Source organism: Haladaptatus sp. HS23, from assembly GCF_056892285.1.
The window spans coordinates 492970-506337 of sequence record NZ_JBXGLH010000002.1 but is presented as its reverse complement, the minus strand read 5'-3'; the positions used below and the strand labels follow the sequence as shown (position 1 = coordinate 506337).

At 63.2% G+C, this 13368-nt stretch carries 14 protein-coding genes and 1 pseudogene; 7 read left to right on the top strand and 8 right to left on the bottom strand.

The genetic code is table 11. The features are described 5' to 3' along the window. The first annotated feature begins 208 nt into the window (after window positions 1-208). The 3 genes from gatC to AC1XDK_RS08835 all read left to right on the top strand — a co-directional run bounded on the left by gatC (window position 209) and on the right by AC1XDK_RS08835 (window position 2508). Window positions 209-487 (top strand): Asp-tRNA(Asn)/Glu-tRNA(Gln) amidotransferase subunit GatC, encoded by a 279-nt coding sequence (gene gatC, locus AC1XDK_RS08845; RefSeq protein WP_231184353.1) that lies wholly within the window; start codon window positions 209-211, stop codon window positions 485-487. Beyond that, entirely contained in the window at window positions 484-1752 is a 1269-nt protein-coding gene (gene gatA / locus AC1XDK_RS08840; RefSeq protein ID WP_483349475.1) for an Asp-tRNA(Asn)/Glu-tRNA(Gln) amidotransferase subunit GatA, read from the top strand. The genes gatC and gatA overlap by 4 nt, the downstream gene beginning before the upstream one ends. A 90-nt stretch (window positions 1753-1842) precedes the next feature. Further along, window positions 1843-2508 carry a helix-turn-helix domain-containing protein gene (locus AC1XDK_RS08835; RefSeq protein WP_483349474.1) on the top strand — a complete coding sequence of 222 codons (666 nt, stop codon included), beginning with the start codon at window positions 1843-1845 and terminating at the stop codon, window positions 2506-2508. 10 nt (window positions 2509-2518) lie between these two features. On the opposite strand, the gene AC1XDK_RS08830 is transcribed toward AC1XDK_RS08835, so the two are convergent. Further along, complete coding sequence (locus AC1XDK_RS08830) at window positions 2519-2869, bottom strand: helix-turn-helix transcriptional regulator (protein ID WP_483349473.1); 351 nt, start codon at window positions 2867-2869, stop codon at window positions 2519-2521. A 25-nt stretch (window positions 2870-2894) separates the two neighbouring features. Continuing rightward, window positions 2895-3596, bottom strand: a complete 702-nt coding sequence (locus AC1XDK_RS08825) for an NRDE family protein (protein WP_483349472.1) — start codon at window positions 3594-3596, stop codon at window positions 2895-2897. Window positions 3597-3689: 93 nt separating this feature from the next. On the opposite strand from AC1XDK_RS08825, the gene AC1XDK_RS08820 reads away from it, so the two are divergent. After that, window positions 3690-4301: a CHRD domain-containing protein gene (locus tag AC1XDK_RS08820; protein WP_483349471.1), complete on the top strand. Its 612-nt coding sequence runs from the start codon at window positions 3690-3692 to the stop codon at window positions 4299-4301. 9 nt (window positions 4302-4310) lie between these two features. On the opposite strand, the gene menE is transcribed toward AC1XDK_RS08820, so the two are convergent. The 4 genes from menE to AC1XDK_RS08800 all read right to left on the bottom strand — a co-directional run bounded on the left by menE (window position 4311) and on the right by AC1XDK_RS08800 (window position 8668). Further along, the gene (menE, locus tag AC1XDK_RS08815) at window positions 4311-5774 is read right to left on the bottom strand and encodes an o-succinylbenzoate--CoA ligase (RefSeq protein ID WP_483349470.1); all 1464 of its coding nucleotides are present in this window, start codon (window positions 5772-5774) and stop codon (window positions 4311-4313) included. Beyond that, a complete protein-coding gene (locus AC1XDK_RS08810; protein WP_483349469.1) occupies window positions 5771-6793 on the bottom strand; it encodes a mandelate racemase/muconate lactonizing enzyme family protein in 1023 nt (340 codons plus the stop codon). Before AC1XDK_RS08810 ends, menE begins: the two co-directional genes overlap by 4 nt. After that, the gene (locus AC1XDK_RS08805) at window positions 6790-7731 is read right to left on the bottom strand and encodes a 1,4-dihydroxy-2-naphthoate polyprenyltransferase (protein ID WP_483349468.1); all 942 of its coding nucleotides are present in this window, start codon (window positions 7729-7731) and stop codon (window positions 6790-6792) included. The genes AC1XDK_RS08810 and AC1XDK_RS08805 overlap by 4 nt, the downstream gene beginning before the upstream one ends. A 553-nt stretch (window positions 7732-8284) precedes the next feature. Continuing rightward, a complete protein-coding gene (locus AC1XDK_RS08800) occupies window positions 8285-8668 on the bottom strand; it encodes a hypothetical protein (protein ID WP_483349467.1) in 384 nt (127 codons plus the stop codon). 128 nt (window positions 8669-8796) lie between these two features. Here AC1XDK_RS08800 and AC1XDK_RS08795 point away from each other — a divergent pair, with 128 nt between their 5' ends. Both AC1XDK_RS08795 and AC1XDK_RS08790 read left to right on the top strand, forming a co-directional pair. Then, window positions 8797-9555 carry a DNA-directed RNA polymerase subunit epsilon gene (locus tag AC1XDK_RS08795; protein WP_483349466.1) on the top strand — a complete coding sequence of 253 codons (759 nt, stop codon included), beginning with the start codon at window positions 8797-8799 and terminating at the stop codon, window positions 9553-9555. A gap of 441 nt (window positions 9556-9996) precedes the next feature. Next, window positions 9997-10449 (top strand): annotated as a pseudogene (locus tag AC1XDK_RS08790) (GNAT family N-acetyltransferase); the annotation flags it as partial. A gap of 4 nt (window positions 10450-10453) precedes the next feature. Here AC1XDK_RS08790 and AC1XDK_RS08785 read toward each other — a convergent pair. Both AC1XDK_RS08785 and AC1XDK_RS08780 read right to left on the bottom strand, forming a co-directional pair. Beyond that, window positions 10454-10849, bottom strand: coding sequence for a hypothetical protein (locus tag AC1XDK_RS08785; protein ID WP_483349465.1), 396 nt, complete (start codon window positions 10847-10849; stop codon window positions 10454-10456). 273 nt (window positions 10850-11122) lie between these two features. Then, on the bottom strand, window positions 11123-12019 hold the full coding sequence (locus tag AC1XDK_RS08780) for a 1,4-dihydroxy-2-naphthoyl-CoA synthase (RefSeq protein ID WP_483349464.1): 897 nt from the start codon (window positions 12017-12019) through the stop codon (window positions 11123-11125). Window positions 12020-12149: 130 nt separating this feature from the next. Between AC1XDK_RS08780 and AC1XDK_RS08775 the strand changes: the two genes are divergently transcribed. Continuing rightward, window positions 12150-13307, top strand: coding sequence for a pyridoxal phosphate-dependent aminotransferase (locus AC1XDK_RS08775; protein WP_483349463.1), 1158 nt, complete (start codon window positions 12150-12152; stop codon window positions 13305-13307). The last annotated feature ends 61 nt before the right edge of the window (window positions 13308-13368 follow it).

Here is a 13368-nt window from a genome sequence, read left to right as displayed (position 1 = left end):
AGACATATCTTATAGCACCCATAGCTACTTAACTCCAGTGGGCAAATCCGGCATTTTCTCGTCCCCAGAAACGGTGTATTCATCGCCGAGAACTCGATAATAATGCAGTATTCGATTTTTACACACTACTCGAAGATTCGCCGTCTTTATCAACGATACGGCAGTGAGTATCGAAACCCTTACCGCTCGTCCGGGGGTTCGTCAACACATGAGCGATACGCCTCCCGGACCGGACGAGGTTCGGTACGTCGCACGGTTGGCCCGCGTCGGGGTGTCCGACGAGGAGGCCGAGCGATTCGCCGAACAGTTCGCCGATATCCTCGGCTACTTCGAGACGTTAGACGAGGTGCCCGAGGTCGAGCGTGAAGCCGACCTCGTGAACGTCATGCGCGAGGACGAGGTCCGGACCAGCCTCGACCAAGCCGACGCGCTGGAAAACGCACCGGAGACCGAAGACGGCTACTTCAAGGGACCGAACGTCTCATGAGCGGCCAGATATTCATCACCGAGGAGACCATCGACGGCGCGGACGACGGTCCGTTGGCCGGAACGACGGTCGCCGTCAAGGACAACATCAGCACCGAGGGCGTCCGAACCACCTGCGGCTCGGCCATGTTAGAGGAGTACGTCCCGCCCTACGACGCCACGGTCGTCACGCGACTGAAGGAGGCCGGGGCGACCATCGTCGGCAAGACCAACATGGACGAGTTCGGAATGGGGACGACGACCGAAACGTCCGCCTTCGGCCCGACGGAAAACCCCGTCGCCGAGGGTCGCGTACCCGGAGGTTCCTCGGGCGGAAGCGCGGCGGCGGTCGCGGCGGGTGAGGCCACGCTCGCGCTCGGCACCGACACGGGAGGGTCGATTCGCTGTCCCGCCGCGTTCTGTGGCGTGGTCGGCATCAAGCCCACCTACGGACTCGTCTCGCGGTACGGTTTGGTCGCCTACGCGAACAGTTTGGAACAGATCGGTCCCATCGCGCCGACCGTCGAGGAGGCCGCGGGACTGCTCGACGTAATCGCCGGACCCGACGACCACGACGCGACGACCCGCGACGAAGGCGCTGACGCGGACTACGCGAGCGCCGCCGACGGCGACGTGGACGGACTCGACATCGGCGTGCCGACCGAACTCGTCGAGGGCGCGGACGACGGCGTCGTCGAGCGATTCTGGGACGCCATGGACGAACTCGAATCGCAGGGCGCGACCGTTCACGAGGTGTCACTTCCGTCGGTCGAACACGCCGTCGAGGCGTACTACGTCATCGCCATGTCCGAGGCGTCCTCGAACCTCGCACGCTACGACGGCGTTCGGTACGGCAATTCGGGCGGCTACGACGGCAACTGGAACGAGGTGTTCTCGGAGACGCGCGAGGAGGCCTTCGGCGACGAGGTAAAACGACGTATCCTCCTCGGAACCTACGCCCTCTCGGCGGGCTACCACGACAAGTACTACAAGAAGGCACAGGACGCCCGTGCGTGGCTCAAGGGGGACTTCGATTCGGCGTTCGAGGACGTGGACGTCCTCGCCAGTCCGACCATGCCCACGCCGCCGTTCGAACTCGGTGAGAGCTTGGACGACCCGCTGCAAATGTATCTCGCGGACGCGAACACCGTCCCGGTCAACCTCGCCAACCTTCCGGCGATCTCCGTCCCGGCGGGCGAAACCGACGGGCTTCCCGTCGGCGTGCAGTTTATCGGACCGAAGTTCGGGGAGAAGCGCGTGATCCGGGTCGGAAGCGCGTTGGAATAACTCCGTTTTTTGGGCCACGGAGCGCGCTGAAAGCGGTCCAGTAGGACGACGATGCAACGGTTATTTCTCCCCTGAAGTTCGATTACACGTATGGCAGGCACCGTCGTCGAAGTCGAGATTCCCGCCGACGAGTTCGCGCTCTGGGAGACGCTCACGGAACACGAAAAACTCGAATTCGAAATCGAACGCGTCGTCGCCCACGAGGATAACCGCGTGATGCCGTTCGTTTGGGCGAACGGCGGCACTAAGGACACCAAAGCGATACTGGAAAACGACAGCAGCGTCGAGAACCTGCAGTTGCTCGCCGATTTGGAGGACGAACAGCTCTACCAGATGGAGTGGACGGACCACATCCAGACGCTGGTTCACATCCTCGTCGACGAGGAGGCGACCGTTCTCTCCGCATCCGGAAACAGCAGTCACTGGCACCTTCGAATCCTGTTTCCCGACCGCGACGCGCTGTCGCAGACGTACGACTACTGCCGGGAAAACGACCTCTCGCTCGATATCCGTAACATCTATCAGTTGGATGAGGGTCGCAAGGGACGATTCGGCCTCACGGACGACCAACAGGACACGCTGACCTTGGCGTTTCAGGAGGGCTACTACGACATTCCCCGCGAGGCCTCTGCGGAAAACCTCGCGGGCGAACTCGACGTGTCACACCAAGCCGTCTCCGAGCGACTGCGGCGTGGCCATCGAAGCCTCGTGAAAAATACGCTGATTATCGGTCGGGAAACGGACGAAGGGAAATAGCGACGCGGGATTACTCTTCGTACGCGAGGTTCATTATCCACTGCGAGAAGGCGTCGCTCTCGGGGTCGATTTCCTCCTCACCGATGAACGGCGAGAGCATGTCGCCGGCCATCAACAGCGAGAAATCGAGGTCCTTCGCGGCGGGTGTGATGAAGTAGGTGTTGTGTCCCTCGTAGACGGTTTCCTGTCGCTTGACGAATCCCATCCGTTCCAACGATTCGACGATTCGACTTCCCTTCCGCGAGGAGACATCGAGTTGCTTCCAGAAGTCACTCTGGTGGATGCCGCCCGTCTCGCGAACGAGTTCGAGTCCGTGATACTCGTCCTCGGTGAGGTCTTCCTCGGACGTTGCCGTGCTCATGTTCACTACAGGGACGGGCGGGCGTTTAAATGTGACTTTCCACGTTCTCGTACGACGTCTCACATGGGGGTCCGTCGGCGAACTCGTAGGAGTCGCTCCCGTCCGCGAACAGCGTCACCATGGACGACGAGCGGGTTCCGTACCCGTCGCCGTGGACGCACGCCCCGATGTCGTGGTTTCGGAGGACGTCCTTCGTTTCCGCCTGCCAGTCGGCGAGCGACGTCGGGTCGTCCGCGTTCGCTCCCGCGAGCGACAGGATTCGCTTCGATTTGGGTGCCCCCTCGTTGAACCCTCTGTTCACGACGACATGGACGCCCGGGTCGAATCGCGTCGTTTCGAGCGTTCCGTCCCACTCCAACAGGGTCGCTTCCGTCGAATCCGCGACCACGAGGTTGAATCCGGCGTACGTCCGTTTGGCGACTTCGCTCGCGACGAACTCGCGGGCCGACGCGGCCGAGACGTGGGAGAGCGCGTCGCGTACCAGCAGGCCGCGGGAGCGCTCACCCTCTAATTCGACCCAGCGGTTCGTCACGCCGACGAACAGGCCGTGATCGTTGTAGCCAATCCACGTGCCGCCCGCTTCCTCGTCCTGCGGGGCGACGACGGTCGGATTCCGGTCCAGCACTCCGGGACTTCGGGACGGTCGCCCGAACGCTTCGTCCCGGTTCGCGGCGGCGACGACGGGCGCGTCCTCGAACACCTGCCACGCCACGATGAGTGTACACACGCCTACAGGTTGGCGTGGATTCGATAAAAGGCTTCGTCGGCGGCCCCGCCGTTTATGGAACGTCTCGTGGTGGGTTCCGTGAGGGTTTCCACCATGACACACAGACGCGACGTGATAAAGACGGGAGCGACGCTGGGGGTCGGAGCGGGCGTTCTCGGAACCGGACTCACCACCGCACAGATGGGCGGCGGTCCGTCGTTCAGCACAGGGCAGATGACGGGCGAGAGCCAGCCGAAACCGGTCACGACGAACGCCAACGGCGTGGCGATGTTCACGCAAGCGGGCGAGAACGTCCGGTTCGTCCTCCTCGTCTCGAAATTGGAGAACGTCACGGAGGCACACATCCACCGAGGTGCGAAGGGAGAAAGCGGCCCGCCGGTCGTCTGGCTCTATCCGAGTACGAGCGCGACAGAAGGACGGCAGTTTTCGGGCCAGTTCGACGGCGTCCTCGCGTCCGGCACGTTCGGTGCGAACGACCTCGTCGGACCGTTGCAGGGGCAATCGCTCTCGGAACTGGCGAGCACCATTCGGACCGGCGAGGCCTACGTCAACGTCCACACGAAGCAGTATCCCGAGGGGGAAATCCGCGGACAGCTCACACCCGTCTCGAACGCACAGGCGCGGTTCAAACAACGCCTCGATGTGAACACCGAAAACGGTCTGAACGTCGGACGGTCGGTGAGCCTCCAGATACAGCAGTCGTAGGGTACTCGACTACCTGAATCGCTCACGAACCGCCTCGCGGTCCACCGTTCCCGAGGCCGTTCGCGGCAGTTCGGCGGCGGTGTCGAGGAGCCGCGGGTGTTTGTATCCGGCGAGTCGACCGGCACAGAACTCCCGCACCGAGTCGAGCGTGACCGTGCTCCCGGGAACCGGCACGACGAGCGCGGCGATTCGCTCGCCCCACTCCTCGTCCTCGACGCCGACGACGGCGACTTCCGCCACGTCGGGGTGGTCACGAAGTACGTCCACGACTTCGCCCGGATGGACGTTCTCGCCGCCCGTGACGATGCGGTCCGAGCGCCGGTTCAGCACCCGGAGGCGGCCGCCCTCGTCCCGGTAGCCCACGTCACCGGTCCGAAGGCCGTGTTCACCGAACGCCTCCTCTGTCGCGTCGGGATTGCCGTAGTAGCCCGCCATCACGGTCGGCCCGGAAACGACGAGTTCGCCCGGTTCCTCGGTCGAGACGGGAGAATCATCCTCGTCAACCACGGCAACGTCCGTGAACAGCAGTGGCCGTCCGACGGTTCCGACGTGCGACGCCGCCTCGCCGGGGGTAGCGGTGGCGATTTGGGAGGCCGTTTCGGTCATGCCGTAGGTGGGACAGACTGGGACGCCGCACTCCGCACACTCCTCGACGAGGTCGTCGCGGGCGGGCGCACCGCCGAGCAGGACGAACCGGAGCGAGTCGGAGAGGTCGCCCGTATCGAGAAGTCGTCGGAGCATCGTCGGCACGAGCGAGATGCCGGTGGGTTCGTACTCGTGGAGGTTGGAGAGCGTCTCCTCGGTGTCGAATCCCCGTTGCAGGACGACGGTCGTTCCGTACAGCGTGGAGCGCAGGAGGGGTGCTAATCCGCCCATGTGGTACGTCGAGAGACAGAGGTGCCAGCGGTCGTCGGGGAGGACGCCGAGGCGGAACGCCGAGGCGGTCGCACTGGCGTACAGGTTGCCCATCGTGAGCGTGACGGCTTTCGGATTCCCGGTTGTTCCTGACGTGAACAGGAACACCTGCGGGTCCTCGCGCGACCAGTCGGCGGGCGTGAATGCCTTCGGGTCGCGGTCGGCGAGCGTCGTTTCGGACGAATCGACGGAGACAACGGGGACCTCCTCCGCGATGTCGTGAGCGACCGATTCCGTCCCGGCTTCACAGACGAGCGCCGAGAGGTCCGTCACGTCCACCTGTCGTCGGAGTTCCGGGGCGGCGAGACGGACGTTCAGCGGAACGAGTACGCATCCGAGCCGCATCGCGGCGTGAACGAGTGCGACCCCGTCCATCCGCGTCTCCATCAGCATCCCGAGGTGGTCGCCCTCTCGAAGCCCCAACGCCGCGAGTTTTCCGGCGGTTTTCTCGACCGTCGAGTCGAGTTCCGAGTACGTCCACTCGGTCCCGTCCGCCGCTTCGATGATGGCGGTCCCCTCCGGCGACACGTCGGCCCGGTGCGTGAGCCAATCGTTCATGGTGTCCCCCACGTGTCCGTCACGCCGTTCCCCGGTTCCTGTGGGACGCTGACTGCACCGTTCACGAGTCGCGTCCGGTCCGGTCCCAAGTCACGGGCCAACAGCGTCCCGGTTGCGACTCCGCAGGCGGGGCGGTCCGGAATCGCGGCCGCCGCGTGAATCGCCGCCGTCCGGGCGACTACGCCGTCGATGGTGGTCGTGACGACGGGCGTGACGCCCGCATCACGGGCGCGCTCGGCGACCTCGACGGCCCTGTCCGGGCCGCCGAGTACCATCGGTTTGCAGATGAGCACGTCGACGGCACCCTCGTCCAAAATCGTCTCGACCGGCGTTTCGACGACCGACTCGTCCGCCGCGACGCCGACGGACCGACCGCGGAGGTCGGCGAGTCCCTCGATGTCGGTCGAGCGAAGCGGCTGTTCGACGTAGGCGATTCGAAGCGAGTCGAGCCTGTGAAACGCCTCCCGTGCCTGTGCACGTGACCATCCCGCGTTCGCGTCGGCACGGAGTTCCAGGTCCGACCCGACCGAATCCCGAACCGCTCGAAGTCGGGCCACGTCGTCCGTGACCGACCGCGCGCCGACTTTCACCTTCACGCACTCGAACCCCGCCTCGACCGCCTCTTTCACCGCTGCCACGGTTTCGTCCCGCGGAGCGTCGCCGACGGTCGCGTTCACCGGGACGGATTCGACGTGTTCCGGACCACCGAGGTGACGGTACAGCGGTCGCTCGGCCCGTTTCGCCCGGAGGTCCGCCAGCGCGAGCGACAACCCGTGTCTGGCCGCCGGAGTGGCGTCGAGTTCGGAGAGCGCCGACTCGGGGTCGTCGACGTGCGCGATGGCCGCCCGGCAAGCGGGAAGCGATTCCGTCCACCCCGGAAGCGGCGTCGCCTCGCCGATGCCGACCTCGTCGCCCCCCTCGACCCGGACGAGGAGTCCCTTCCGATGCTCGATGGCACCGTGAGCCGTCTCCAACGGCGAGGTCAGCGGAAGCGAAAACTCGTGTAACTCGACCTTCATGACATCAGTCCGAGGGCGAAACAGACCGAGTAGGCGGCCAGCAGTTTCCCGGTCTGTTCGAGGGCGGGGTTGAGCGCTTCGCCGGACGTCTTCGTGAGGACCGTCCGTGCGACCATCGCGGCGTAGGGAACCGTCAGGAGCGGGAGGAGGACGGGGAAGTCGAACGACGGGGTGGTCACGAAGTAGATGGGAACGAGGTAGGCGAGCGCGAGCATGCCGACGTACTCGCCGCGACTCGCCCCGTAGCCGATGAGTACCGCGAGGGTCCGCTTCCCTGCTTTCCTGTCGTTTTCCAAGTCGCGGATGTTGTTCACGACGAGGATGTTCGTCGAAATCGCCGCGACTGGGAGGCTCGCGAGGAACGCCTGCATCGTGACGGTCCCCGCCGGAATCCCGAGCGGGAACGGTGCCGAGAGGAGGGCCGCGGCCTGTACGTAGAACGTCCCCATGACGGCGATGACGCCGAAGAAGACGAAGACGAACAGGTCGCCCAATCCGTTGGACCCGAGCGGGAACGGCCCGCCCGCGTAGGCGATGCCGCTGACGACGCTGGCGAGGCCGATGACGAGAATCGGGAGACCGCCGACGTAGACGAGATAGACGCCGACGAGGATGGCGAGCAGGAAGGTTCCGTACATCGCCTGCTTGACTTTGCTCGGGGAGATGAGTCCCGACTGAGTGACGCGGGTAAAACCGGTCCGTTCGTCGGTATCGACGCCCTTCACGGCGTCGTAGTAGTCGTTCGCGAAGTTCGTTCCGATCTGGATGAGCGCCGCGCCGACGAACGCAGCGAGGGCGGGGAACGGGGCGAACTTCCCCCCGTGGAGCGCGAGACCGACGCCAGCGATGACGGGCGCGGCGGCGGCCGGGAGCGTGTGTGGACGGGCCGCCATCAGCCACGCTTTCCGTCGGGAGATTTCGGTGGCCGTATCGTTCATTATCGAGATAGTTCCCGCGAGAGGTGTATAGCATCTACGGTTTCACGAAACGTCGCCGAGGTTTTCTCAAAACGTCTCCGATTCGAACTCGTTTCCGCGACGGTCGTTTAAGTGGTTCTCGTCACAAGGTAGAGCTATGGACGGTATGAGGTCGCTTCTACGGTATTCGTGCTTCGACAGCGACCGCTTAGTTTACCGCTGCACATGAACCTACCTGATGGATAGCGGTGGTTCTATTCCTCGAACAACTCGCCGTTCTTGTGTTTCCACAATCCCCACATCATAACCGAATAGAGAGTAACCAGCGCGAGTGCTGAAACGACGTTGCCGTCATCCAATCGTAGCAAGATATGGAGAACAGCGAAATAAGCAAACAGACCGAGCACTCGGCCACTGGGCGTCGCCATCTCTCCTCACTAAATACAGCCTCGGAACAAAGGTGTTGTGCCGATGCATACGCGCTCTGTACTCAACGGACGACCAACAATCTCTGACTGGGAGTTTCAACGATGCCAACGGCCAGTATACCAACGGTCACGCATTCACACGTCCGTCAGTCGGCGGACGAAACGTAGCTATCCTGCTCGGACGCTTGCCTGTCGGTCGTTCCGGCCATCTCGACGCCGATTGCCGCCGACGCAAACGCGACACCGAGGACGAGGAACCAGAGCGCGATTATGAGACTTTCCGATATCGGGAGGTCCATGTGGACGCCGAACTGCGACCCACCCATAGCCACGACGACGAGCAGAGCACTCCATCGGTTACCCCGTGTCCGCCAGACGTCCCGCTGCCGGAGTATCAGCCATCCAGTGAGCGCGTAGATGCCCCAGATGACCGCCGCCAACTGTACGTCCCAATAACCATCCGCGTACAGGACCGCGACCGGGAGGGAACCGAGGATGACTCCGACGAGCGCGGCCGTTCGATTCTTCATAGTTGTGCTACAATTACGTACGAAAAGTATCTTTGCCTCGTGAAGAACGACCGACATTTCACAGGAACGTGTCAACGTTCTCTCCCGAGGCACACATTTAAACTACATCGACCGAGTAGAGGGACGTGATGCGTCAAACTGACGGCGGTTCGCACGTCGTTCACTGGCAGTCCGACGGGCGGGATGTGGGAGACGACACGCCACCGCAACTCAGCAGGCGGCCGGGGGATGGAACGGTTCGACGGGCCGACTTGCAACGGGACCAGTCGGTTCGCCGCTGGGGGCCGGTTACGCCGAGCGCGACGGTCATCGGGCGGGCGGACTCGCCCGAATCGGATTTGAGCGAGAACATCCGCCGACTGCACGAGGAGCGCCACTCCGCGATGGCGGGCCACAGCAGTCGAATGCACCAACTCGACAAACTCAGGGTCAGCCACGCGCTCTGCAACGACCTGTCGCTGACGCCGTGGCAACGCGACTGCGTCATCGGCATCATGAGCGAGTTGGATTTGACCGTCTTCGGAAGCCAACGGGCCATCCCGAAGGTGGCGTTGGTCGTCATCCGCCACGTGGTCGACCGGGAGCGCGAACACTACCTCGGACTCCACGACGACGAGTGGATTCGCCAGCAACCGCCCGAACGGCTGACGGAACTCTACGAGACGTTCCAGTCGCTCACCGACGAGGAACGGTTCGACGAACTCACGGCGAAACACGGCCTCGACATCACGAGTCTGAATCGGCTTCGACGCGTGCTCAAAGACCAAATCGAGGAGCGAAATCTGGAGTTCGCCGTTCACGGCCGCAATCCCCACCGCGACCCGAACCTGCCGAGTTTGACCGACCGACGGGGAGACGCTGTCAGCGAGAATCAACGCAGTACGTAGTCCGAATTCGACGACGATAGCCGCCGCTGAGGAATGTAAGCGTTCGTGAGAACCCTCGTCCGACCGTCCATAGCTTCACCTTGTGACGAGAACCACTTAAATCGAGCACGGCTTCCCACGGGTTTCGACGAACCAAGTAGTGCGTGAGAAGCCATCGGCTACGAAACAGACTGGTACCCGTAGAATCCGACTGTCTTACCGTCCATAGCTCTACCTTGTCACGAGAACCACTTAAACGAGATAGCGAACTGCCGCGCTCTGGAATCGTGGACTCTCGAAGTATGAGAACGCGACCGCTATCGGGGAAGAAGTACCGGAGAACCGTCCTCGTACCGTCCATATCTCTACCTTATCACGAGAATCACTTAAAGCGAAAAACGACCGTTCCCGGTCACCCCGCGAGCGAACTTTTGTACTGACGGTGCGACGAACGACGCCGCCGCCATCCAGCGCGTCGCACGTGCCTCCTGGCACGCCGCTTACGACGACATCATGGGCATGGAAACGGTCGAGCAGACCGTCGATTCGTGGTTCGCACCGGAAAACGTCGTCGCCGACGTGAACCGCGACGAACGGCCCTTCTTCGTCGCGGAACGCGACGGGACGGTGGTCGGGTTCGTCATCGGAATCCCGGACGAGGAACGCGAGGCGGGATTCCACCTCTATCGAATCTACGTCCACCCAAACCATTGGGGGGTGAGCGTCGGCACGCGATTGCTCGACCGGTTCGAGGTGGAACTGCGGCGGCAGAACGTGACGCGACTGCAACTCTCGGTCATCGGACCGAACGAGAACGCCATCGACTTCTACGAAGCGCGGGGATTCGAGCGAATCGAGGAGAACTGGGACGACGATTTCGACTGCGAGCGTTACGTGTATGCGAAGGAGCTTTGACGGTCTAGCGTCGTCGAATATCGACGTACAGCAGTGTGGTCGTCAGCAGAAATCCAAGGGCGAGAACAGGGAAAACGGGATTGAACGAGGTGCCGCAGTTCGATGCGGTCGTGTCTGCACAGTGGCCCATCGGCCGCATGCCGAAGAGCATCACGAGGACTCCGACGACGACGCCGAGAGCAGCGCCGCGACGCGTCCAATCGTCCATGAAGACGCTCCGTGCGAGTTGTACGAGGGAAATCCCGCCCAGAAAGTAGACCATTATCGGAATCGAAAGCGGTGGGTTCGCGAACGCGAACTCGGTCCAGAACCACATCGCAACGACGACGAGACATACTGAAATGCCCGTTGCCGCGACGCCCGGCACCAGGGTGTTGTTCCCGTTGACTGTCTCAGTCATGCTCGTTTTCGTGTTGCTCTAGTGGAATATAATCCCTCTGTTGGGTGAAACGGTCGATTGACCTTCAGCAGAGCGAGTTTCCCGCCGCCTCGACGCCCCTCTCCACGAACACAGCCAGTCGGTCACTCACCGCGAGCGAACGAAGTGAGCGAGCGGGCCGAGGCCCGACCGACGGGAGGGCCGCTGGTTTTTGGTGCAGATTTTGCCAGGGAGGAAGGCCGAAACCAGCGCCGAACGGCGCTGGTTTCGGTTTCCGACCGCAGCAAAAGGTGCTTAGTAATGCCACGGATAGTCCGAGAAGTCGGGGTCGCGCTTCTCCACGAAGGCGTCCCGTCCTTCCTGTGCTTCGTCGGTCATGTAGGCGAGGCGGGTCGCCTCCCCGGCGAACACCTGCTGGCCCACGAGGCCGTCGTCTTCGAGGTTGAAGGCGTACTTGAGCATGCGAATCGCGGTCGGACTCTTGCCGTTTATTTCCTCGGCCCAGTCGAGGGCGACTTCCTCCAGTTCCTCGTGCGGAACCGATTCGTTGACCATGCCCATCTCCTCGGCTTCCTCGGCGGAGTAGGTCTTGCCGACGAAGAATATCTCGCGGGCCTTCTTCTGCCCGACCTGTCGTGCGAGGTAGGCCGACCCGAACCCGCCGTCGAAACTCGCCACGTCGGGGTCCGTCTGCAGGAATTTGGCGTGTTCCTCGGAGGCGAGGGTCATGTCACAGACGACGTGGAGGCTGTGGCCGCCGCCGACGGCCCACCCCGGAACGACGCAGATGACGGGTTTCGGGATGTGTCGGATGAGTCGCTGGACTTCGAGGATGTGTAGACGGCCCGCCTCGGATGCGTCCTCACTCTCTTCGTCTTCCCCTTGGTATTCATACCCTTCCCCGCCCCGAACGCGCTGATCGCCGCCCGAACAGAACGCCCACCCGCCGTCCTTCGACGACGGGCCGTTACCGGTGAGGAGCACACAGCCGACGTCCGACTGGCGTTTGGCGTGGTCGAGCGCGCGGTAGAGTTCATCGACCGTACCGGGGCGGAAGGCGTTTCGAACTTCCGGGCGGTCGAACGCGATGCGGACCGTTCCTTGGTCCGTCGCGCGGTGGTAGGTGATGTCGCGGAAATCGAAGTCCGGAACTTCCTCCCAGCGCTCGGCGTCGAAGAGTTCTGATACCATACTCCGAACTGATGGTGCGTCGGTCTAATAGATTCCCGTCCGTCCTTCGTTGACGTCCGGATCTCACACCCCCGGCAAAGCGCGGGGGGACTGCGAAGCTACTTGCTCCGCGGAAACGACGGTCGGAAACATGAAGACATCGTCACGGGTGGACACTTTCGAGCGTTCGGGTATCCGCGTGATGTTCGAACTCGCAGAGGAGCAAGGCGGCGACCTCGTTCGACTGGAAGTCGGCGAACCGGACTTCGATACCCCGGAACACGCCATCGACGCGGCGGCGCAGGCCGCACGCGACGGCGAGACGCACTACACCTCCGGGGCCGGGATTCCCGAACTCCGCGAGGCGATTGCCGAACGGATGCGAGACGAGGCCGACGTTCCCGTCACGGCCGAAGAAGTGACCGTCACGAACGGCGCGATGGAGGCACTGTCGTTGGCCCTCTCGGCCATCGCCGACCCCGGTGAGGAAGTCATCATTCCTACGCCAGCGTGGCCGAATTACCGGAATCAGGTAATCCTCGCCGGTGCGGAACCCGTCGAGGTGGCGCTTCCCGCGAACGACGGGTTCGACCTCGACCCGGACCGCATCGTCGAACACCTGAACGAGAACACTGCCGCCGTGATACTGACCACGCCGTCGAACCCCACCGGTCGCATTTACGACGAGGAGGCCGTGAAGAAGGTCGTCGATGCCGCCGCCGAGCACGACACCTACGTCATCGCGGACGAGGTGTACGCTCGGTTGACCTACGACGGCGACCACCGGCGCATCGCGTCGTACACGGAGTACGACGGACTGTTGACCGTCGATTCCTGCTCGAAAACGTACGCGATGACGGGATGGCGAATCGGGTGGCTCGTCGGACCGGAACCCGTCGTCGAAGCCGCCACGAGTCTCGGGGAGAGTACGACCGCCTGCCCGTCGAGCGTCGGTCAGCACGCTGCACTCGCGGCGATAGCCGGCACGCAGGAACCCGTGCGCGAGATGTACGAGGCGTTCCGCGAACGCCGCGATTACCTGACCGAGCGCGTCGCCGACATTCCGCACGTCTCCTGCCCGCGTCCGGAAGGAGCCTTCTACGCTCTCCTCGACGTGACCGAACTGGACGGGTCGAGCTTCGACGTCGCGGAACGGCTATTGTCCGACTACGGCGTCGTCACCGCGCCGGGTGCCGCGTTCAGCGACGCCGGTGAGGGATTTCTCCGATTGAGCTTCGCCAACGGCATGGACCGCCTCGAACTCGGCCTCGATAGAATCGAGCGGATGGTCCGGGACGAACTGGAGTAACGTCCGCCAACAACCGCCAACGACTACCGACGAACGCCGACGTCCGCCACCATCCGACGCC